Origin of the sequence: Burkholderia oklahomensis C6786, assembly GCF_000959365.1 — a bacterium.
GTDB classification, from domain to species: domain Bacteria; phylum Pseudomonadota; class Gammaproteobacteria; order Burkholderiales; family Burkholderiaceae; genus Burkholderia; species Burkholderia oklahomensis.
Genome location: NZ_CP009556.1, coordinates 252,273 through 271,833, shown reverse-complemented (window position 1 = coordinate 271,833; position 19,561 = coordinate 252,273). Strand labels below are relative to the sequence as shown.

Below are 19,561 nucleotides of genomic sequence, written 5' to 3'. Positions count from 1 at the left end.
CGGCCTGCCGAAGCGTTGCCGCGCGCTGCGCGGCGGGCCCGCCGGCGCTCGCGCAAATCCGCATGTTGCGGCGGCGCGTCACGCTAAAAGTATGAGAGAAAACGGAATCGGCCCGGCGCGCCGTCGAGCGGCGGGCGCCGGGCCGATTTGTTCGCGGGCGCTTCGTCGAAGCCGGCCGGCGGCCGTCGCGAAACGGGCGCGTTGCGCCCGTCGTCAGATCATACGAGCCCCGTCAGATAATAGACGGCGATCACGAAGAACACCGCGAGCGTCTTGATGATGGTCACGGCGAAGATGTCGCGATACGACTCGCGGTGCGTGAGGCCCGTCACCGCGAGCAGCGTGATCACCGCGCCGTTGTGCGGCAGCGTGTCCATGCCGCCGCTCGCCATCGCGACGACCCGGTGCAGCACGTCCATCGGAATCTGCGCGGCCTGCGCGCCCTTGATGAAGAGATCCGACATCGCGGCGAGCGCGATGCTCATCCCGCCCGACGCCGAGCCCGTGATCCCCGCGAGCGAGCTGACCGACACGGCGGCGTTGACGAGCGGATTCGGGATGTTCTTCAACGCATCGCCGACGACGATGAAGCCCGGCAGCGCGGCGATCACGCCGCCGAAGCCGTATTCGGACGCGGTGTTCATCGCGGCGAGGAGCGCGCCGCCGACCGCCGCCTTGGTACCGGTCGCAAAGCGCTCGTGCACGCGCTTGAACGCGGTGATGACGACGAGCAGGATGCCGAGCAACAGCGCCGCTTCGACCGACCAGATCGCGACGACCGTCTTGATCGGCGTCGTGATCGGCGCGTGGACGCCCGGCAGCACGTCGGGCGGCACCGTGTACGACGCGCCGCCGTACCACACTGGAATCAGTTTCGTCAGCGTGAAGTTCGCGACGCCGACGAGCACGAGCGGCGACACCGCGAGGATCGGATGCGGCAACGACTGCGTTTCGACGCGCTCGGGCTCGTTGATGAGCGACGTGCCGTAGCCTTCGCCGCGCGCGAGCGCCGAGCGGCGGCGCCATTCGAGATACGACAGGCCGACGACGATGATGAAGACCGACCCGATCGTGCCGAGCGCGGGCGCGGCCCACGCGGTGGTCTTGAAGAACGTCGTCGGGATGATGTTCTGGATCTGCGGCGTGCCCGGCAGCGAATCCATCGTGAACGAGAACGCGCCGAGCGCGATCGCGCCCGGCATGAGCCGCTTCGGAATGTTGCTCTGACGATAGAGCTCGGCCGCGAACGGATAGACGGCGAACACGACGACGAACAGCGACACGCCGCCATAGGTAAGGAGCGCGCAGACCGCGACGATCACCGCATTCGCGCGCGAGCGGCCGATGTAGCGGATCGCGGCCGCGACGATCGCCTCGGAGAAGCCGGACAGCTCGATGACCTTGCCGAATACCGCGCCGAGCAGGAACACCGGGAAGTAGAGTTTCACGAAGCCGACCATCTTTTCCATGAAGATGCCGGAGAAGACGGGGGCGACGGCGGCGGGATCGGTCAGCAGCACCGCGCCCAGCGCGGCGACGGGCGCGAACAGGATCACGCTGTAGCCGCGGTACGCGGCGAACATCAGGAAGGCCAGCGCGGCGAGGACGATCAAGAATGACAAGAGAGTCTCCTAAATCTTGGTTGTTGTGCGGGCGGGCGCGCCAGACGGGCGGCGCGACGCTCCGGCGGCTCTTCCGCAGGATTCGTGCCATCGGCCGTGCGGCGGGCCGCAGCCGCGCCGGCAGCGGGGCGTGCTGCACCGCCGGCTGCCGGCTGCGTCCGATTCTACCGAAAACGTCTCTATGTGTAGACGAATGCGGCGCGCGCGGCGCCTCGATCGGCCCGCCAGGCTTGCGCGACGGCCTCTTGCCCTCTGTCTCCTGCGTGAGATAATCCGTCTCGCTTTGTGGACAAGAAAGAAATGGTGGAGACGAACGCACAGATTTCGGGCGGCTGGGTCGGGCTGCCCGTCGATTACGGCGACGTGCTGCGGCGCGCGGCGGAATCCCTTTTCAAGACCTTCGAGCATTCGAGCGTCGGCACGCTGATCGTCGACAAGGATGCGCGCGTCGTCTGGATCAATCAGCGCTATGCCGCGCGCTTCGGCTTTGCCGATCCGCGACAGGCGATCGGCCGCGATTGCGAAGCGGTGATTCCGCACAGCCTGATGCGCGAGGTGGTCGCGACCGGCCGCCCGATCCTGCTCGACATCATGGAGACCGGCCGCGAGCCGCTCATCGTCACGCGCCTGCCGCTCACGGACGAGGCGGGCGGGACCGTCGGCGCGATCGGCTTCGCGCTGTTCGATGAGCTGAAGACGCTGACGCCGCTCTTTTCCCGCTACATGCAGGTCCAGCAGGAGCTGATCGCGACGCAGCGCTCGCTTGCGCAGGCGCGGCGTCCGAAATACACGTTCGCTAGCTTCGTCGGCACGAGCGCGGTGAGCCTCGAAACGAAGCGGCAGGGGCGGCGCGCCGCGCAGGTCGATTCGCCCGTCTTGCTGCTCGGCGAGACGGGCACCGGCAAGGAGCTGCTCGCCCATGCGATTCACGCGGCGTCCGCGCGCGCGCTGAAGCCGCTCGTGACGGTCAACGTCGCGGCGATTCCCGACGCGCTGCTCGAAACCGAGTTCTTCGGCGCGGCGCCGGGCGCGTATACGGGCGCGGACCGCAAGGGCCGCGTCGGCAAGTTCGAGCTCGCCGACGGCGGCACGCTCTTTCTCGACGAAATCGGCGACATGCCGCTGCCGCTGCAGGGCAAGCTGCTGCGCGTGCTGCAGGACAAGGAGTTCGAGCCCGTCGGCTCGAACCGGATCGTGCGCGCGAACGTGCGGATCATCGCGGCGACGTCGGCCGAGCTGCCGGCGCTCGTCGCCGAGGGGCGCTTTCGCGCGGATCTCTATTACCGGCTGAACGTGCTGACGATCCATGCGCCGCCGCTGCGCGAGCGCGCATCGGACATCGAGGCGCTCGTCTATACGATGCTCGAGGAGCTTGCCGCGCAGCACGGACTTGCCGAGCACTGCGAACTGGCCGACGATGCGCTGCGTCTGCTGGGCGCGTATCCGTGGCCCGGCAACGTGCGCGAACTGCGCAACACGCTCGAGCGTGCGCTGATGCTGTCCGATCGCGCGCGGATCGATGCGCGCGCGCTCGCGCCGTTCATCGGGCCGGGGCGCGGGGCGGCCGCGGGAGCGGTTTCCGGTGCCGTGCCCGGTGCCGGCGCGAGTGCGGTGGCCGGTGCGAGTTCGGTCTCGGGCGCGGCATCGACGGTTGCGTCCGATGCGCGCGTCGCGTCTTCGTCCTATGCGGCCGCGTACGCCGCGTGGGAGCGCCAGTTCCTGATGGATGCCTTGGCCGCATGCAACGGCAAGGTGACGGAAGCGGCCGCGCGCATCGGCATCGGGCGCGCGACGTTCTACAAGAAGCTCGCGGCGCTCGGCATCGACACATAGCGGACCGACGCGCGGGACGCATTCGCCGCGCAGGTGTCGACGCTCGCGCGAGCGGGCGGGCGTATTCGCATGGAGGTTGTGATGAAGCGCATCGAGATCGCCGCGTCGTGCGTGGTGCTCGCGGTTGCCGCGCATGCGTTCGCGCAGAACGGCGTGTCGTCCGCCTCATCCGTATCGACTGCGACGTCGCGGATAGCGACGTCGCAGTCAGCGGCTTCGTCAGCGGCTTCGTCAGCGGCTTCGTCAGCGGCTTCGTCAGCGGCTTCGTCAGCGGCTTCGTCAGCGGCTTCGTCAGCGGCTTCGTCAGCGGCTTCGTCAGCGGCTTCGTCAGCGGCTTCGTCAGCGGCTTCGTCAGCGGCTTCGTCAGCGGCTTCGTCAGCGGTGGCGGCTGCGTCGCCCGCGTCATCGATGTCGCCCGCATCGTCGGGATCGTCTGCTTCGGTCGAGCGGCGCAATTGGTATGACGATCCTTTTTTTGCATTGTCGAATGCGATTGCCGAATGCCCGGTTCCGCTCGGTCCGTTGATGACGCGTGCGCAAATGGAGGATGATGCGCATTACCGCGTCGAGCGCGGAACGACTTGCTGGCTCGCGCATCGCTGCAGCAAACCGAATTCCTATTTATACGACAAGCCGATTGCCGAAGAACTGAAAAAGCAATTTGCCGGCGGCGATGCGGCTTTGGCCGGCACGAGCATCTGGATCACGATTCAGCGCCGCTTCATTTATGCCGAGGGATGCGCGCCCGCATCGTTCGATCGCGATGCGTTGCGACGCAGGCTCGAGGCGCTGCCCGACGTCGAGCAAGTATTCATTCGGCTTACCGACGATCCTCACGGCCGTGCTCCCTATAAGACACTCGTTGCACCCGATTGACCCTTTGTCGCGTGGCTTGGCATATACTCGCGTCGTTCAAGAAGAAAGCGGAGCGATAGGCAGATTCATGAAACAGACGGGTGCGCCGGCGCCGGGGCAATGCGGCGCGTTCTTGCGGACAATATTTTTGATTGCTTTAATAGCGGGGCTTTCAGGCTGCGGAAGCAGCGCGCCGCTGTTTACGTCCGACGGGCGTGCGACCACGATGGTCCAGTGTCCCGCCGGTGGTCCGTGGGACACCTGCATTCAAAATGCGCGCGGCATTTGCGGCGGCGATTTCGACACGATCAGCCAATCGGTCGATAACGGCGTGCGAAACCTTCTCTTCGCATGCAAGGCTAGAAATGGCTTTTGAGCATCGCTTGCGGGATATGAAAGTAATGCAAAAAATGTTCGATTGATTTGGAATTGATTCATATACTTCCATCTATAAATAACGAGACGGAGCTTCATCCATATGGCGACCTATAGGCAACTGACCGCACAACTCGAAAAACTTCAACATAAAATCGACAAGGAACGCGAAAAAGCGATCGCGGACGCCATTGCCGATATCAAGGCGAAGATCGAGGAATACGACATCACCCCGGAAGAGTTGGGATTCAGGAGTGTCAAGGCTACGGCGAAGCCGAAGCGCTCGCTGCCGCCGAAGTACCTCAATCCGAAGACGGGCGAGACCTGGAGCGGCCGCGGTCGGGCGCCGGCTTGGCTCGGCAAGAATCGCAACCGCTTCCTGATCAAGGACTAATCCCGAAAACCCTCACCTTTGGCGCCTTGAACGACGGTGCGAACGGCAAACCTGCCATTCGCACCGTTTTGTTTTTGGCACGAGATTCGTTTGTTTCACGGCGGCCGTACGAATTCGCGCCGCAGGTGGTTGTGCGTAGATTCGACGTTGAAACCAGCGGATTTAGCCAGATATTGCGTTATTTCACGTCCTACTCGAACTTGCCGATTCGGCGAAATTGTTTCACGCAGCATCGTGCAAACGGGACGCCGTGCTCGGTTTTTTCCGTTTCGATTTGCGATATTTGCGCAGCCCGGCGCGCAATCCCGAACATCCTCACCTTGGTTCCCGAAAACGCTCACCTTTGGCGACGAGGCGCGAGTCCCGTTTCCGCACCATTCGCGTTTCGCCTTGCGCTCGGATCGGGAGCCCGAAACGCGATTCGATTGCGATGCCAAGGAGGAGGCGGCGCGCCGACACGTTGATTCGTCTGTCCAATTCCGCCACGCGATAAGCGGGAATGGACAACGTATTCGAACCGTGGACCCGCGCAGACGACTTTCTTGAGACGGGTTTCTCATTCGAACGGCACTGGGCTTGATGCACATCGTAGCCGGTACGAATGGAAAACGATCGTTATCCACGGAAGAAGCGTTCTTCATTGCCTCGCGGTGCCGGTTGGCACACATTCGCGTTCGTCGTAAAGCGCGAGCGCGCGTGTATCGCGAGCGGCGCGTCGTTTGCGAGACCGCGAGCGAAGGGCCGTTCGACTGCGCGATATGCGATGCGGCGGCTGTTCTTGCACGTGGCTGCGATCGTACCGTGCGGCTGCGCCACGAATTCGACTCCACTCGTACCTCGAATCGTGTCGTTCGATTGCTCGCGTAGCGGATCTGCACAATGCACGAAGATTGTCTGCTATTCGGCAACGCCTCAATTTCGCTAGCTTGGCTTTTCCGGTTTTTCATTCGGCGCAATCGAATTTTCGAGACGGCGGTTTCAAAACGAATGCGAGTGCCTTTTAAAAACTCTAACAAAATGAGTGTTTGGGGGCTGTTAACCCGCCGCGCGTTTTGTTAACCTCTTCGTTGTTTCGCTGACGAGGAGGCCATGGCCAAACCGATACTCGATGACGAACTGTGGTCACTGATCCAACCGCTGCTGCCTCCACCGAAGCCACGCCGTACGCGATACCCGGGCCGCAAGCCGCTGGACGATCGCGCCGTGCTGACCGGCATCCTGTTCGTGCTGCAATCCGGTATTCCCTGGGAAATGCTTCCGCAGGAAATGGGCTGCGGCTCGGGCATGAGCTGCTGGCGCAGACTGCGCGACTGGCAACAGGCGGGTGTCTGGGACCGGCTGCACGAAGTATTGCTGGCCAAACTTCGTGCAGCCGATCGCATCGACTGGTCGCGTGTGGTTATCGATTCGTCCTCCATTCGTGCAGTGGGATCGGGTCAAAAACAGGACCCAATCCCACCGATCGGGCGCGACCCGGTTCAAAGCACCATCTCGTTACCGAAGCGCAGGGCATCCCGCTCGCGCTGATCCTCACGGGTGCCAATCGCAACGACGTCACCCAACTGCTGCCTCTGATCGAGGCCATTCCGCCCATTCGTGGCAAGCGCGGGAGGCCTCTGTCAAAGCCCGTCGTTGTGCAGGCCGATCGCGGTTACGACCACGACAAATATCGTAAGCCCTTGCACGCTGCCGGTATCGCCACGCAGATCGCACGCCGTGGTGAGCCCCACGGCAGCGGCCTCGGCAAGACCCGGTGGGTCGTCGAGCGCACCTTCGCGTGGCTGCACAACTTCAGACGTCTGCGCATTCGGTTCGAGCGCCTCGCCGCCATACACGAGGCGTTCATGAAAATCGCCGCCTGCATCATTTGCTGGCGACACCTCCAAAAATCATTCTGTTAGCGCTTCTTAATGCCGTGCGGCGAAGTACGGCGAGGGGCGAGACTGGACGCAGACGCGTAAGCAATTTCGAATTTCGACTGCGGGAATCGAAACCGAGGTGGATGCGATCGTTCGAGCGGACCGTGGTGGGCCGCGTTGTCGGTAGCCGTGCCGCCGGCCGAGTCGGCGGGGCAAGCGGGTCGAGCGGCGTGCGTAGCGTGCCCGTGACGGCGTGGTGGCGGTGCGAGCGGCACGCGATTTCGTCAAAGAGGCAGGGGGTTGTCGCCAGGAGTGCGGTTTGCTCGATGCATCCGTTCATCCTCGTCTTGCTCCATTTCGAAAGGCCGGTATCCCCGACCCGCGTTTTCGGCAGAGAGGGGCTTGTTCACCCCCGACGGGGCGGTGTCGGTATGGATGATGCCGATGCTTGCGCGATTCGGCGATTCGGCCGAACGGCATATAGGCGTCGCCCGGCGCTTCGCCTATCCTATGGACTCGCAGGCTCGGTCCGGCAAGGCCGCGCCTCCGATCGTCGTCGCTCAATCCTTTCAGCGGAGCTGCCGTGACCGTTCGCAATCTCGATGCGTTGTTCCAGCCGACCTCCGTCGCCGTGGTCGGCGCCTCGCCGCGTCCCGGCAGCGTCGGCGCGATGGTCTGGGCGTGCGTACTCGACGGCCGATTCGGCGGCACGATCTGGCCCGTCAATCCTAAATATGGCGAGCTGAACGGGCACAAGGTGTATCCGTACGTCGATCAGTTGCCGAGCGCGCCGTCGGTCGCGCTCGTCTGCACGCCGCCAGCGACGTGGCCCGGCATCGTGCGCAAGCTCGGCGGCCTGGGCGTCCGTGCGGCGATCATCATCGGCGAGGTCCGTTCGAGCACGGATCGGGCCGCGCTCGAACGGACGCTCGCCGCGGCGAAGCCGTACTTGCTGCGCATCGTCGGGCCGGGCAGTCTCGGTGTCGTCTCGCCCGTGCTGAACGCGCATTTCGGCGCGCCGGCGTGCATCGTCAAGGCGGGCGGGGTCGCGTGGGTGTCGCAATCGAACGCCTTGACGAACGCGGTGCTCGGCTGGGCGCATGCGCGCGGGCTCGGTTTCTCGCACGCCGTCGCGCTCGGCAGCGAGGCGGACGTCGACGCGGCCGACGTGCTTGATTACCTGGCGAGCGATGCAGCGACGCGCGCGATCCTGCTCGAGCTCGACACGGTGAAGTCGGCGCGCAAGTTCATGTCGGCCGCGCGCGCGGCGGCGCGCAACAAGCCGGTGCTCGCGCTACGCACCGGGCGCGGCGATTCGGGCGACCTGCTCTATACGGCCGCGTTTCAGCGCGCCGGGATGGTTCGCGTCGAGGCGCTCGACGATCTCCTCGACGAAATCGAAACGCTCGGCGTCGGCCGGGCGGCGGCGAGCGGTGCGGCGACGCTCGTGACGAGCGACAAGGGCGTCGCCAAGCTGGCGGTCGACGCGCTCGCGGCGGCGGGCGAGACGCTCGCGCAATGGCCGCAGGCTGCACTCGACGAGGTCGGCGGCGCGCTGCCCGCCGGAATCGTTGCCGGCAATCCGCTGCTGCTCGGCGACGACGCGCGTCCCGAATATTTCGGCGCGGCATTGAAGGCCCTCGCGCAGCACCCGCAGACGGGCACCGTGTTCGTCGTTCACGCGATGTCGCATAGCGCGCCTGCCGGCGATGTCGCACGCGTGCTGATCGAATCGCGCAAGTTCGCGCGCCGCGGCATGCTCGCGTGCTTTTTCGGCGGCGTCGACGCCGCCACGCGCGATGCATTGCACGAGCACGGCATTCCCGTGCACACGACGCCGCAGCGTCTCGCGCGCGCGCATGCGCGTCTCGTCGACTATCAACTGGGCCGCGAGTTGTTGATGCAGACGCCGGAGGGATCGCCGCCGCAACCTGCGGCGGCGATCTCGGCTGCGCAAGCGGTCGCGCGCACGGCGCTCGCGCAGGGGCGCGACGCGTTCGAAGGCGATGCGGCGCTCGACTGGCTCGCCGGCTTCGGCATCGAGCGCGCATCCGATGCGGACGTCGGCGATGCGATCGTCGACATCACGGTCGAGATGTTCGACGATCAGAACTTCGGTCCGGTATTCCGTTATTCGGTGCCGCCGGCGGATGGCGTTTCGGCGCCGTTCGTAGTCTACGGGCTGCCGCCCTTCAATACCGTGCTGGCGCGAGCGGTCGTCGCGCGGTCGCCGTATGCGCGCCGTGCGCCGCCCGAGCCGCTGCTGAATGCGCTGACCGCGCTTTCGCAAGTCGTGTGCGAGGTGCGCGAAGTCGTGCAGATGTCGCTCGTGTTGCGCGTGCGGCCCGAGCGCGTCGTCGCGGTCGCGCCGCACATCCGGCTCGCGACGGGGCGCAGCCGGCTTGCGATCGTCCCGTATCCCCGCTATCTGGAGCAGAAGATCGACTGGCGCGGCGAGCGCGTCACGGTGCGCCCGATTCGTCCCGAGGACGAGGACGCGCATCGCGAGTTGCTGAGCGCGATGACGCCGGACGATTTGCGGATGCGTTTCTTCGGCGCGATACGCAACTTCGATCATTCGCAGATCGCGCGGATGACGCAGATCGATTACGACCGCGAGATGGCGTTGATCGCGACGGTCGACGACGCCGACGGCCGCGCGCATACGCTCGGCGCTGTACGCGCGGTGACCGATCCGGACAACGAGGCAACGGAATTTGCGATCGCGGTGCGGCCCGATCAGAAGGGCAAGGGACTCGGACGGCTGCTGATGGGACGCATCATCGAATACGCGCGTTCGCGCGGAACGGGCTGGATGATCGGCGAGGCGCTGCGCGAGAACACGGCGATGATCTTGCTTGCGAAAGACAGCGGCTTCACCGTGTCGGCGACGGAAGAGCCGGGGGTGGTCGGTTTCAGGTTGAAGCTGCAGCAGTGATGCGGCCGTATGGCGTGCGTCGTCGCACGCGTGCATCCGGTGGCCGAATCGGGTTGTCGTTGTGGTATGCCGTCGGTGTAGTCGGCGCTTCTCAATCCGATGCGGCGAAGGCGGCCGACGAGCCGGATGTTGCCGAAGCCGTCGAAGCAGCCAACATCGCTGACGGTTGATTACCGCCGACCTCGCCGATGCCCAGCGCCACCAACGCGATTTCTTGGCGGTGAGATTTTACGGGATAGGAAATCGGGAGAGAGGTGAGGTTTTTCGGGAGAGGACTCGGCCGGCACGCATCGCGCGGTGCTTCTCGTCGACCGCATCGACCGCATTGGGCGCATCGACCGCATCGGGCGCGACGCGCCGGCGGCATGCACGAACTCGCATCCGCCGATCCGTCGCGCCCGAATGCGCGAGGAAAAGAATCAAGCAGCGAGCTTCGCCGCCGCCTCGTCCACCTGCGCGCGCGAGATCGCGAGCTCTTCGAGCAGCGCCTCCGCATAGACGGCGCCCGTCTCACGCTCGAGACGCGCGACCGTCAGCGCACAGCGCGCGGCGTCCTTCGGCATCGCGATGAAGCGCTTGATCGATTCGCCTGCCTTGAACGCGTCGAAGAGCGGCAGCCGCACGTCGTCCGGCAGCGTCTTCGTCCATTGATACGGCTTGCCGTTGAACGTCAGCGACGGCGGCAGCGAGCGCTCCTTCTTGCCCGCCGCAATGAGGCCGTACGTGCGCGCGGCTTCGCCGATCTGCTCGGGGGAGAAGAGCTCGTCGGGCGTGATGTCGAATTGCGCGATGTAGTCTTCGATCGCCTGCATCGCGGCCGCGCGGTCGTCGCGCTTCTGCTGCGCGCGCGCGACGATGTCGCGCAGTTCGTCCGCTTCCTCGGGCGTGATCGTGAAGCTTGCCTGCTTCTGCTGAAGTTCGGAGAAACGTTGGAATTCGAGATCGGTCAGAAGTTTGGCCATGACATCCATGAGGCGCCCGCCGTCAGTGACGACAGCAGGCGGTGTTTTGAAGGGGGCGCTATTTTAGCGTAGCGCCGCGCGCGCAGCGGATTCGCGCGCCCGATCAGCATCGGTACGCCGGTTCGTGCGCGAGCCGCGCGTCACGCCGTACGCGCGAGCAGCCGCTCCACTTCGCGCGCGATCGCGAGCAAGCGCCGGTCGTTGCCCGCCGGCCCTTCGAGCATCAGCCCGACGGGCATGCCGGTGTGCTTCGACAGCCCCGCGGGAATCGACACCGACGGCACGCCGCCGAGCGTCGCCGGCCCCGTCTGACGGATCACGCGCGCAAACAGCGCATGCGCGGCGTCGGGCGGAAGGTCGTGGCCGCTGTCGGCGACGCGCGGCGCTTCGCATTGAGCGGTCGGCAGCACGATGCAATCGACGCCCGTCCGGTGGAACGCCTGGTCGTACCAGCGCACGATGTCCTGCAGCACGCCGAGCGCCGCCGCGTACGCATCGCTCGACGGCGGCGCGTCGATCAGCATCCGGAAGATGTGACGCACGTCGTCGCTGCCGAGCCGTGCAACGAACTCCGCGAACGGCAGGCCGAGCTGCTCGGCGCTGAAGCGCCGCCAGTACGCGAGCGCCTCGAACCCGGCGATCGCGAAGCCGCACGCGTCGTCCGTTTCATACAGCGCGCGGGCCGCGAGCGGGATCAGGCGCGCGCCCGCGCCCGTCAGCGCGGCGAGCGCGCGCTCGGTCAGTTCGGCGACGGCCGGATCGAGTCCGTCGAAGTACGGCGCATCCGGCACGCCGATTTTCAATCCCGCAAGCGCGAGCGGCGCGGGTTCGGTCGCGTCGCGTGTCAGTACGGCGTCGAGCAGCAGCAGATCGTCGATGCCGTGCGCGATCGTGCCGACCGTATCGCGTGTCGGCGACAGCGCGAGCACGCCTTCCGTCGAATAGCGGCGCGGCGTCGGTCGCAGCCCGGCGACGCCGCAGAACGCCGCCGGAATCCGTACCGAGCCGCCCGTATCTGTGCCGAGACCGAACGGAATGCCCGCCGCGACCGCGGACGCCGTGCCGCCGCTCGAGCCGCCCGCGATGCGCGCCGGGTCGTGCGGGTTGCGGACCGCGCCGAAATGGCCGTTCGCGCTCGTGATGCCGAACGCGAGCTCGTGCATGTTCGCCTTGCCGAGCGGCACGGCGCCCGCGTCGAGCAACTGCTGGACGGTCGTGGCGTTGCGCGTTGCGTTGAAGCCGAGCAGTGCGGGGCTCGCGGCGTGCGTCGGCATGTCGGCGGTGAACAGGTTGTCCTTGATGACGAACGGCACGCCCGCGAGCGGCAGCTTGCGGCCGCCCGCGATCTGCGCGTCGACGTGCGCGGCGGCTCGCCGCGCGATCTCCGGTGCGACGTGCGTCATCGCATCGAGCGGCTCGATGAGCGCGAGGCGCGCGAGCGCCGCCTCGACATGCCGGACCGCGCGCGTCCGCCCGCTGTTCACGGCATCCGCGATGTCCCGAACGCCGGCGGGCTGAGCGAAGGTTTCGCGATGTGACGTCATTGGCCTGTCTCCATGTGATGTGCGCCGCCGGACGCGGCGCTCGTTATCGGCATGATCGGAACGACGAGGCCTCGATGATTTCACATTTTCGTCAGATCGATGTCAGGCGGACGTCTCCTTGAACATCGACAGATGCTGCGCGGTGTCGCGCAACTGCGCGGCGACTTCGTCGATCGGCGGCGCGACGTACGCGTCGATCCGGCGCATGTACGGGCACGTGAGCGCGGCGATCGCATGGCCGGACGGCCCGAGAACCGGATAGGCGATGTCCGTGACGCCGAACGCCTGATGGCTCTCCTGCTTGAGCCAGCCCGTCGCGCGGATCTCGCGCAACTGCGCGTCGAACTCGTGCATGTCGAGCGCGCTCTCGCCTTCGACCTTCGTATGCTCGGCGAGCATCTGCGCGCGCTGCTCGGGCGTCTGGAACGCGAGCATCACGGGGCCCGACGCGGTGTCGACGAGCCCGACGCGCGAGCCGAGCCGCACCGAGATCCCCCATGCGCCGGGTCCGTCGACCTGCGCGATCACGAGCAGGTTGCCGCGATCGAAGACGGACAGGTGGCACGACTGCTCGGCCGCCTCGGCGAAGCGCTGCATCGGCGGCAGCGCCTCGGCGATCAGCCGCTTGAGCGGCGGATGGCGATGCGCGAGCGCGTAGAGCTTCAGGCTGAGCGTGTAGCGGTCGCCGGACGGCGAGCGGATCACGTAGCGGCGCGCGACGAGCCGTTCGAGCATCCGGTAGATTTCGCTCGCGTTGCGGCCGAGCTCCTTCGTGATTTCGGTGCGCGTCAAGCCTTCCTTCTGCTCGGCGAGCAGCTCGAGAATGTCGAGCCCCTTGTCGAGCGCGGGCGCGCGATAGCGCTCGATCTCTTCGCAATCCTGCGGCTCGTCGACGACGTCGACCGGCCGGTCTTTCGTGAGTTTCATCGGTGGGTTGATCTTGTGGGACGCGATGCATCGATTGCCGGTGCCGCGCATGCTTCGCGGCCGCGCGGACGGTGTCGATGGACCGTTGATTCGTAAGTCAATTAAGCAACTGCTCCGACAACAATGATAATCAACGAATACGAAACCAATGCTAATTTTGTATGTATTTGTTGAATAAAAAACGCTGACGGAGCATCGATGCGGTCAAAGTATGCGGTCGGAGCGGCGCGCCGGCCGCCCGCCGGCAATCGGCGCGGAATGTGGAGTCGAAGCGGAGCCGACTCGGACGCGCGCGCGTCGCGCCTGTGGGCCGCGGGCCGCGGGCAGCAGGGACAGCGGGCGCGCGCGGCAGGCACGGGCGGCAGGCACGGGCGGCAGGCACGGGCGGCAGGCACGGGCGGCAGGCACGGGCGGCGAGCCGCCCGTGGCCGCGAACGCCGTCGGCCGGCCGCCGCCGAGCATGCGCGTCGCCAGCGTCTGCTCCAATAGTCGTTATCCGCGATGCAGCGTTTCTTCTCGCGCCGCGGGTGGTACAAATTCCGCAACGAGCCCACGCGCGACGCCGCCGCATCGCCTGGATTAAGCTCGCTGGGTTTTCGTCCGTCCTGAATTGAAGAGGTCGCTTGCCATGAAACTGCTCCGATACGGCCCGGTGGGCCAGGAAAAGCCCGGTCTGCTCGACGCCGACGGCCGCATCCGCGATCTGTCGTCGCTGATCGACGACGTCGCGGGCGACGCGCTGTCCGACGCGAGTCTCGCGCGGCTCGCGGGCGTCGATCCCGCGTCGCTGCCGCTCGTCGCGGGCGAGTCGCGGATCGGCGCGTGCGTCGGCCGGATCGGCAAGTTCGTCTGCATCGGCCTGAACTACGCGGACCACGCGGCGGAAGCGGGCCTCGCGGTGCCGACCGAGCCCGTCGTGTTCGGCAAGTGGACGAGCGCCGTGAGCGGCCCGCACGACGGTATCGAGATTCCGCGCGGCTCGGTGAAGACCGATTGGGAAGTCGAGCTCGGCGTCGTGATCGGCCGCGCGTGCAAGAACGTCGACGAAGCTAACGCGCTGTCGCACGTCGCCGGCTATTGCGTCGTCAACGACGTGTCCGAGCGCGAATGGCAGATCGAGCGCGGCGGCCAGTGGGACAAGGGCAAGGGCTTCGACACGTTCGGGCCGATCGGTCCGTGGCTCGTCACGCGCGACGAAGTCGCCGATCCGCAGGCGCTCGATCTGTGGCTCGAAGTGGACGGCCGGCGCTATCAGAACGGCAACACGCGCACGATGGTGTTCACGGTCGCGCAGTTGATCGCGTATCTGTCGCGCTGCATGAGCCTGCAGCCCGGCGACGTGATCTCGACCGGCACGCCGCCCGGCGTCGGAATGGGTGTGAAGCCGTCGCCCGTCTATCTGAAGCCGGGGCAGACGGTGCGCTGCGGGGTCGCGGGCCTGGGCGAGCAGCGGCAGACGACGCGCGCGTCGGCGTGACGCGGCCGCGCGCAAGCTTCATGCGTGGTGCGGCGGGCGCATGGCGGCGTGTGCGCCCGATTGTTCGCCTGTCGTTTGCCTGTGGCTTGCCTATGGTTCGCCTATGAACGTCAACGCCGAAACCCCGCGGACGTCGCGATCGAGGCCGGCGGGCGGTGCGCCGGCGCGTTCGGCGTCGCTGCCGGTCGTTGTCGCGGGCAGCGCTCGCCGTCGAGGCGAGCCGCCGCGGATTCATGCAGGCGTGCCCGGACAATCGATGCGGTCGACACGGCGGCGCGGCGATGTGTTGCGGGCGACGTTGGGCGGTTGATGGCAGCGGGCTGAATCGACGGGTTGAATCGACGAACGCCTCGCCGCTCTTCGCGCGATTCGGGCCTCCGCTCGCATGCGGCAGCGCGAATCGACATGTCGTGATCGCGCTTCGCATCTCATTTTGCCGCTCGCCGCTCGCCGCATCGCGAATCCCGAATCCCGAATCCCGAATCCCGAATCCCGAATCCCGAATCCCGAATCCCGAATCGAAGTCCGGACGCACTGCGTCGTGCGCCGGCTTTCCTCAAAAAGGCTTGACCACGACGAGCACGATCACCACGGCGGCCGCCGCGACGATGCCCGAACCGATTCCCGCATGCCGCCACACGGACGCGACGTTCGCGTCGTCGCGCGCCATGCGCCGCAGACTGCCCGCGAGGATGCCGTGCAACGCGGAGAGCGCCGTGACGAGCACGAGCTTGACCGTGAGCCACGCGTCGCCGAACCAGTGGCCGAGCAGCGCAATCGTGACGCCGCTCGCCCAGACGAGCGCGAGCGCGGGCAGCGTCGCGCGTCGGTCCCATTGCAGAACGGCGCGCTGGACGACGAGATTCGGGATGCGGATGCCGATCGACAACACCAGCAATCCGCCGACGAATACGGTGATCGACGCGACGTGCGCCGCCTTCAGCAGCAGATAGATCATTGCGCGCTCCGCTTGCGTGCGATCCATCCCGAATTGGCAAAGCCGGCGAACGGCACCAGCGCCGTCGCGACGAGGCGCCAGGCTTGCGCGGCGCGCCAGAGCCCGCTCGACGTCGTGGCGACGACCGCCCACAGATACAGCACGAACACGACGCCGTGCAGCGGCCCCATGATCGACACCGCAACCGGATAGCCGACCAGATGCTTGAGCGGCACCGCGATGCAGACGAGCGCGACGAGCGTCGTCGCCTCGAGAACCGAAAGAATCTGTAATGCGCGCAGCGATTTGTCGTCGTCCATCGTCATGTCGATCTCCATCGAAGAGCGCGTATTGTCGCGAGTGGAGGCGATCGGAACCACTGGCTAGAATGCCATCTTTCAACGGATTTCGGCCAGCGAGGGAATCGTCATGCATAGCGTCTGCGTGCTTGTGCTGAACGGCGTCGTGCCGTTCGATCTCGGCGTCGCGTGCGATACCTTCGCGCGCGTGCGCGTGCCGAACGTCGACGCGCCGTATCGCGTGCGGGTGTGCGGCGAGCGGCGGCGCGCCCGCGGCGATCTGTTCGACGTACGGACCGCGTTCGGTCTCGACGGGCTGCGGGAAGCCGATACGATCGTCGTGCCCGGCGTCGCCGATCCGCTCGCGCCGGTTTCGCCGCGCGTCGTCGCGGCGCTGCGCGACGTCGCCGCACGCGGCTGCCGGATCGCGTCGATTTGCAGCGGCGCGTTCGTGCTCGCGGAAGCGGGGCTGCTCGACGGCCTGCGCGCGACCACGCACTGGCTGGGCGCGGCCGAGCTCGCGCGTCGCTATCCGAGCGTGTCGGTCGATGCGAACGTGCTGTTCGTCGACAACGGGCAAGTGCTGACGTCGGCCGGCGCGTCCGCCGGGCTCGATCTGTGTCTGCACATGATTCGGTGCGACTATGGCGCGGCGGTGGCGGCCGACGCCGCGCGGCTCGCGGTGACGCCGCTCGTGCGAGACGGCGGGCAGGCGCAGTTCATCGCGGGCGAGCCGCCGCGGCGCACATCGACGCTGCACGCATTGATGGAATGGTTGCAATGCAATTTGCGCGAGCCGTTGACGCTCGACGCGATCGCGCGGCAGGGCGCGATGAGCGTTCGCACGCTGACGCGCCGCTTCCAGGAGCAGGCCGGCACGTCGCCGTTGCAGTGGCTTCAGACCGCGCGCGTGAGGCGTGCGCAGCAATTGCTGGAGACGACGGCGCTGTCCGTCGAGCAGATCGCGACCGAGGCGGGGTTCGGCTCGGCGACCGCATTTCGCGAGCGTTTCGTGCGGATCGTCGGCACGACGCCGAAGCGGTATCGGCAGGCGTTCAGGGCGCAGGCCGCCTGACGGCGGCTCGAAAGCGGGACTTCAAGGCGAGACCCAAAGGCGAGACCCAAAGGCGAGACCCAAAGGCGAGACCCAAAGGCAGGCCTCCCCGGCGTCGGCTTCGAGTGCGGAAACGGCCTCGCGCCGGCGGTTCGCGGCGTGAGGGCCTCGTGCCTCGCTTCACATGATGCGGGACGCACGACGCGTGTTCGGCGATGCGGTGCACGCGAACACGGCGCGAAGCGCGCCCCGCGATGTGAGGCGGCGGCCTCGCGGCACCGCACCGCACCGCGATCGAACGCGCGAACGTCCGATCGCGACGCCGTTCAGACCTTCGCCAGCGCCTGATCGAGATCGGCGAGCAGATCGTCGATGTGCTCGATGCCGATCGACAGCCGCACCGTCTCTTCCTTCACGCCCGCCTTCGCGAGCTCTTCCGGCGATAGCTGGCGGTGCGTCGTCGACGCGGGATGCGTCGCGAGCGATTTCGCGTCGCCGATGTTGACGAGCCGCGTGAAGAGCTTCAGCGCATCCTGGAACGCGGCGCCGCCCGCGCGCCCGCCGTTCACGCCGAACGTGAGGATGCCCGGCGCGCGGCCCGACAGATAGCGGTCGACGAGCGCGTGATCCGGATGATTCGGCAGTCCGGAGTAATCGACCCATTCGACCTTCTCGTGCCCCGCGAGATGCTGCGCGATCTTCAGCGCGTTCTCGCTGATGCGGTCGATGCGCAGCGCGAGCGTCTCGATCCCTTGCAGGATCTGGAACGCGTTGAACGGCGAGATCGCCGCGCCGGTGTTGCGCAGCGGGACGACGCGCGCGCGGCCGATATACGCGGCGTCGCCGAACGCTTCGGTATAGACGACGCCGTGATAGCTGACGTCCGGCTCGTTCAGCCGCTTGAAGCGGTCGGCGTGCTTCGCCCACGGGAACTTGCCCGAATCGACGATCGCGCCGCCGAGGCTCGTGCCGTGTCCGCCGAGATATTTCGTCAGCGAATGGACGACGATGTCCGCGCCGTGCTCGAACGGACGCAGCAGATACGGCGTCGGCACCGTGTTGTCGACGATGAGCGGCAGGCCGTGGCGATGCGCGACGTCGGCGAGCGCGGCGATGTCGGTGATGTTGCCGAGCGGATTGCCGACCGACTCCGCGAAGATCGCTTTCGTGCGCGAATCGATCAGCGCTTCGAATGCCGCCGGGTTGCGCGGATCGGCGAAGCGCGTCGTGATCCCGTACTGCGGCAGCGTATGCGCGAAGAGGTTGTAGGTGCCGCCGTACAGCGTGCTCGACGAGACGATGTTGTCGCCCGCCTCGGCGATCGTCAGGATCGAATAGGTGACGGCCGCCTGGCCCGATGCGAGCGCCAGCGCGCCGACGCCGCCTTCGAGCGCCGCGACGCGCTGTTCGAGCACGTCGTTGGTCGGATTCATGATCCGCGAATAGATGTTGCCCTGGACCTTCAGGTCGAACAGGTCGGCGCCGTGCTGCGTGTCGTCGAACGCGAACGCGACCGTCTGATAGATCGGCACCGCGGCGGCGCGCGTCGTCGGATCGGGGCGATAGCCGCCGTGCACGGCGATGGTTTCGAGGCGCCAGTCGGCGGATGCGGATTCGGTCATGGTGGGTCTCCGATCGGTGTGCTTTTGTGAAGGTGTCGGCCGATTATAGGAGCCGCGGTCGCGCGCTTTTAGCTTGTTTGGTGACAAGCTTATTCACGGACAAGACAAATGCCGGGGCGCTGCGCGGAGGCGTGCGGTCGATGGACGACCGGCCTGACGCGAATGCGTCGTGCGCGCGCTTTTGTCGCTCGTTTGCCTGCTCTTGCGCGAGCGTCAGCCGTCGGCGTCCGCCATGAAATTCAATTCGACGCCGTTTCCCGCCGGATCGTCGAAGAACAACTGATGCTGACGCGTCAGCGGCACGTCGGCGCTCGTGTACCGGATGTCGAATTGCTGCAGACGGACGATCGTTCCCGGCAGATCGCTGCAGGAGAACGCGACGTGGTCGAACGTGTTCGTTACATGCGGCGCACGCGATTCGCCGGGCCCGGCTTCCGACAGATGCAGCACCGCTCGCGCGCCGGCATACAGCCAATAGCCGTGGCTCCGGAACGGCGGGCGATCGCCGAGCCGCAATCCGACCACGTTCACGTAGAAATCGCGGAGCGTGTCGAGGAGCGGACGAGGCGCACGGAGGTTGTAGTGATCGAGGCCGATGACGGGCATGGCGGGCGGACAATTGAAGGTTGGACCCGGAGCGGTCATTCTAGCGCGTGTCGAAGGCGATGCGATGGGGCGCGTCGAATGGCCGGCGCGGTGTTTCGACGGTTGATTCGCCGCATGCAACAGAGACGAGGCTAATTGCTCGGGACGTGCGAGCAGGTCCGCGGATTCGCCCGGCGATGGGCGTCCGTCCATCGCCCGCCGCGATGTTCGGATCGTTCGCCGCGGAGGCCGTGTGATGCGCCGGTTGCGGAACGATG

17 protein-coding genes are annotated in these 19,561 nt (G+C 66.5%); 9 read left to right on the top strand and 8 right to left on the bottom strand.

Features of this window, described 5'->3' with window-relative positions:
• Window positions 1–218: 218 nt before the first annotated feature.
• Window positions 219–1,622: a GntP family permease gene (locus BG90_RS19285; protein WP_010110643.1), complete on the bottom strand. Its 1,404-nt coding sequence runs from the start codon at window positions 1,620–1,622 to the stop codon at window positions 219–221.
• A 285-nt stretch (window positions 1,623–1,907) separates the two neighbouring features.
• On the opposite strand from BG90_RS19285, the gene BG90_RS19280 reads away from it, so the two are divergent.
• The 7 genes from BG90_RS19280 to BG90_RS19255 all read left to right on the top strand — a co-directional run bounded on the left by BG90_RS19280 (window position 1,908) and on the right by BG90_RS19255 (window position 9,876).
• A complete protein-coding gene (locus BG90_RS19280) occupies window positions 1,908–3,455 on the top strand; it encodes a sigma-54 interaction domain-containing protein (RefSeq protein ID WP_025990394.1) in 1,548 nt (515 codons plus the stop codon).
• The gene (locus tag BG90_RS37410) at window positions 3,362–3,919 is read left to right on the top strand and encodes a hypothetical protein (protein WP_235363853.1); all 558 of its coding nucleotides are present in this window, start codon (window positions 3,362–3,364) and stop codon (window positions 3,917–3,919) included. The genes BG90_RS19280 and BG90_RS37410 overlap by 94 nt, the downstream gene beginning before the upstream one ends.
• Entirely contained in the window at window positions 3,864–4,331 is a 468-nt protein-coding gene (locus BG90_RS37405; protein ID WP_232355246.1) for a BON domain-containing protein, read from the top strand. The genes BG90_RS37410 and BG90_RS37405 overlap by 56 nt, the downstream gene beginning before the upstream one ends.
• A gap of 55 nt (window positions 4,332–4,386) precedes the next feature.
• The gene (locus tag BG90_RS37400) at window positions 4,387–4,686 is read left to right on the top strand and encodes a lipoprotein (protein WP_232239195.1); all 300 of its coding nucleotides are present in this window, start codon (window positions 4,387–4,389) and stop codon (window positions 4,684–4,686) included.
• Between the two features lie 102 nt (window positions 4,687–4,788).
• Window positions 4,789–5,079, top strand: coding sequence for an H-NS histone family protein (locus BG90_RS19265; RefSeq protein WP_010110637.1), 291 nt, complete (start codon window positions 4,789–4,791; stop codon window positions 5,077–5,079).
• Between the two features lie 1,089 nt (window positions 5,080–6,168).
• A protein-coding gene (locus BG90_RS33260; protein WP_181911577.1) for an IS5 family transposase occupies window positions 6,169–6,980 on the top strand; the annotation gives its coding sequence in 2 pieces (ribosomal slippage) (window positions 6,169–6,517 and window positions 6,517–6,980; 813 coding nt in all).
• Between the two features lie 541 nt (window positions 6,981–7,521).
• Entirely contained in the window at window positions 7,522–9,876 is a 2,355-nt protein-coding gene (locus BG90_RS19255; RefSeq protein WP_045568358.1) for a bifunctional acetate--CoA ligase family protein/GNAT family N-acetyltransferase, read from the top strand.
• Between the two features lie 419 nt (window positions 9,877–10,295).
• Here BG90_RS19255 and BG90_RS19250 read toward each other — a convergent pair whose 3' ends face one another.
• The 3 genes from BG90_RS19250 to BG90_RS19240 all read right to left on the bottom strand — a co-directional run bounded on the left by BG90_RS19250 (window position 10,296) and on the right by BG90_RS19240 (window position 13,309).
• Window positions 10,296–10,847, bottom strand: a complete 552-nt coding sequence (locus BG90_RS19250; RefSeq protein WP_025990393.1) for a hypothetical protein — start codon at window positions 10,845–10,847, stop codon at window positions 10,296–10,298.
• A gap of 131 nt (window positions 10,848–10,978) precedes the next feature.
• Complete coding sequence (gene iaaH / locus BG90_RS19245; protein WP_010120748.1) at window positions 10,979–12,382, bottom strand: indoleacetamide hydrolase; 1,404 nt, start codon at window positions 12,380–12,382, stop codon at window positions 10,979–10,981.
• Between the two features lie 102 nt (window positions 12,383–12,484).
• Window positions 12,485–13,309 carry an IclR family transcriptional regulator gene (locus BG90_RS19240; protein ID WP_010110632.1) on the bottom strand — a complete coding sequence of 275 codons (825 nt, stop codon included), beginning with the start codon at window positions 13,307–13,309 and terminating at the stop codon, window positions 12,485–12,487.
• A 628-nt stretch (window positions 13,310–13,937) separates the two neighbouring features.
• On the opposite strand from BG90_RS19240, the gene BG90_RS19235 reads away from it, so the two are divergent.
• Window positions 13,938–14,786, top strand: a complete 849-nt coding sequence (locus BG90_RS19235; RefSeq protein ID WP_010117767.1) for an ureidoglycolate lyase — start codon at window positions 13,938–13,940, stop codon at window positions 14,784–14,786.
• Between the two features lie 556 nt (window positions 14,787–15,342).
• Here the strand turns inward: BG90_RS19235 and BG90_RS19230 are convergent.
• Window positions 15,343–15,744: a CopD family protein gene (locus BG90_RS19230; RefSeq protein WP_025990106.1), complete on the bottom strand. Its 402-nt coding sequence runs from the start codon at window positions 15,742–15,744 to the stop codon at window positions 15,343–15,345.
• Entirely contained in the window at window positions 15,741–16,049 is a 309-nt protein-coding gene (locus tag BG90_RS19225) for a DUF3817 domain-containing protein (RefSeq protein WP_025990107.1), read from the bottom strand. Before BG90_RS19225 ends, BG90_RS19230 begins: the two co-directional genes overlap by 4 nt.
• A gap of 103 nt (window positions 16,050–16,152) precedes the next feature.
• On the opposite strand from BG90_RS19225, the gene BG90_RS19220 reads away from it, so the two are divergent.
• On the top strand, window positions 16,153–17,097 hold the full coding sequence (locus BG90_RS19220) for a GlxA family transcriptional regulator (RefSeq protein ID WP_010117771.1): 945 nt from the start codon (window positions 16,153–16,155) through the stop codon (window positions 17,095–17,097).
• Window positions 17,098–17,402: 305 nt separating this feature from the next.
• Here BG90_RS19220 and BG90_RS19215 read toward each other — a convergent pair whose 3' ends face one another.
• Together BG90_RS19215 and BG90_RS19210 are read right to left on the bottom strand one after the other, a co-directional pair.
• Window positions 17,403–18,698 (bottom strand): O-acetylhomoserine aminocarboxypropyltransferase/cysteine synthase family protein, encoded by a 1,296-nt coding sequence (locus BG90_RS19215; RefSeq protein WP_010117772.1) that lies wholly within the window; start codon window positions 18,696–18,698, stop codon window positions 17,403–17,405.
• A 213-nt stretch (window positions 18,699–18,911) separates the two neighbouring features.
• Window positions 18,912–19,304: a VOC family protein gene (locus BG90_RS19210; RefSeq protein WP_010112296.1), complete on the bottom strand. Its 393-nt coding sequence runs from the start codon at window positions 19,302–19,304 to the stop codon at window positions 18,912–18,914.
• Window positions 19,305–19,561 lie beyond the last annotated feature (257 nt).

Excerpts from the sequence above, each read along its gene's own strand:
- BG90_RS37410 (WP_235363853.1), top strand. The coding sequence starts at position 3,362 with ATGCAACGGCAAGGTGACGGAAGCGGCCGCGCGCATCGGCATCGGGCG.
- BG90_RS37405 (WP_232355246.1), top strand. The coding sequence starts at position 3,864 with ATGTCGCCCGCATCGTCGGGATCGTCTGCTTCGGTCGAGCGGCGCAAT.
- BG90_RS19265 (WP_010110637.1), top strand. The coding sequence starts at position 4,789 with ATGGCGACCTATAGGCAACTGACCGCACAACTCGAAAAACTTCAACAT.
- BG90_RS19250 (WP_025990393.1), bottom strand. The coding sequence starts at position 10,847 with ATGGATGTCATGGCCAAACTTCTGACCGATCTCGAATTCCAACGTTTC.
- iaaH (WP_010120748.1), bottom strand. The coding sequence starts at position 12,382 with ATGACGTCACATCGCGAAACCTTCGCTCAGCCCGCCGGCGTTCGGGAC.
- BG90_RS19240 (WP_010110632.1), bottom strand. The coding sequence starts at position 13,309 with ATGAAACTCACGAAAGACCGGCCGGTCGACGTCGTCGACGAGCCGCAG.
- BG90_RS19235 (WP_010117767.1), top strand. The coding sequence starts at position 13,938 with ATGAAACTGCTCCGATACGGCCCGGTGGGCCAGGAAAAGCCCGGTCTG.
- BG90_RS19230 (WP_025990106.1), bottom strand. The coding sequence starts at position 15,744 with ATGATCTATCTGCTGCTGAAGGCGGCGCACGTCGCGTCGATCACCGTA.
- BG90_RS19225 (WP_025990107.1), bottom strand. The coding sequence starts at position 16,049 with ATGACGATGGACGACGACAAATCGCTGCGCGCATTACAGATTCTTTCG.
- BG90_RS19220 (WP_010117771.1), top strand. The coding sequence starts at position 16,153 with ATGCATAGCGTCTGCGTGCTTGTGCTGAACGGCGTCGTGCCGTTCGAT.
- BG90_RS19215 (WP_010117772.1), bottom strand. The coding sequence starts at position 18,698 with ATGACCGAATCCGCATCCGCCGACTGGCGCCTCGAAACCATCGCCGTG.
- BG90_RS19210 (WP_010112296.1), bottom strand. The coding sequence starts at position 19,304 with ATGCCCGTCATCGGCCTCGATCACTACAACCTCCGTGCGCCTCGTCCG.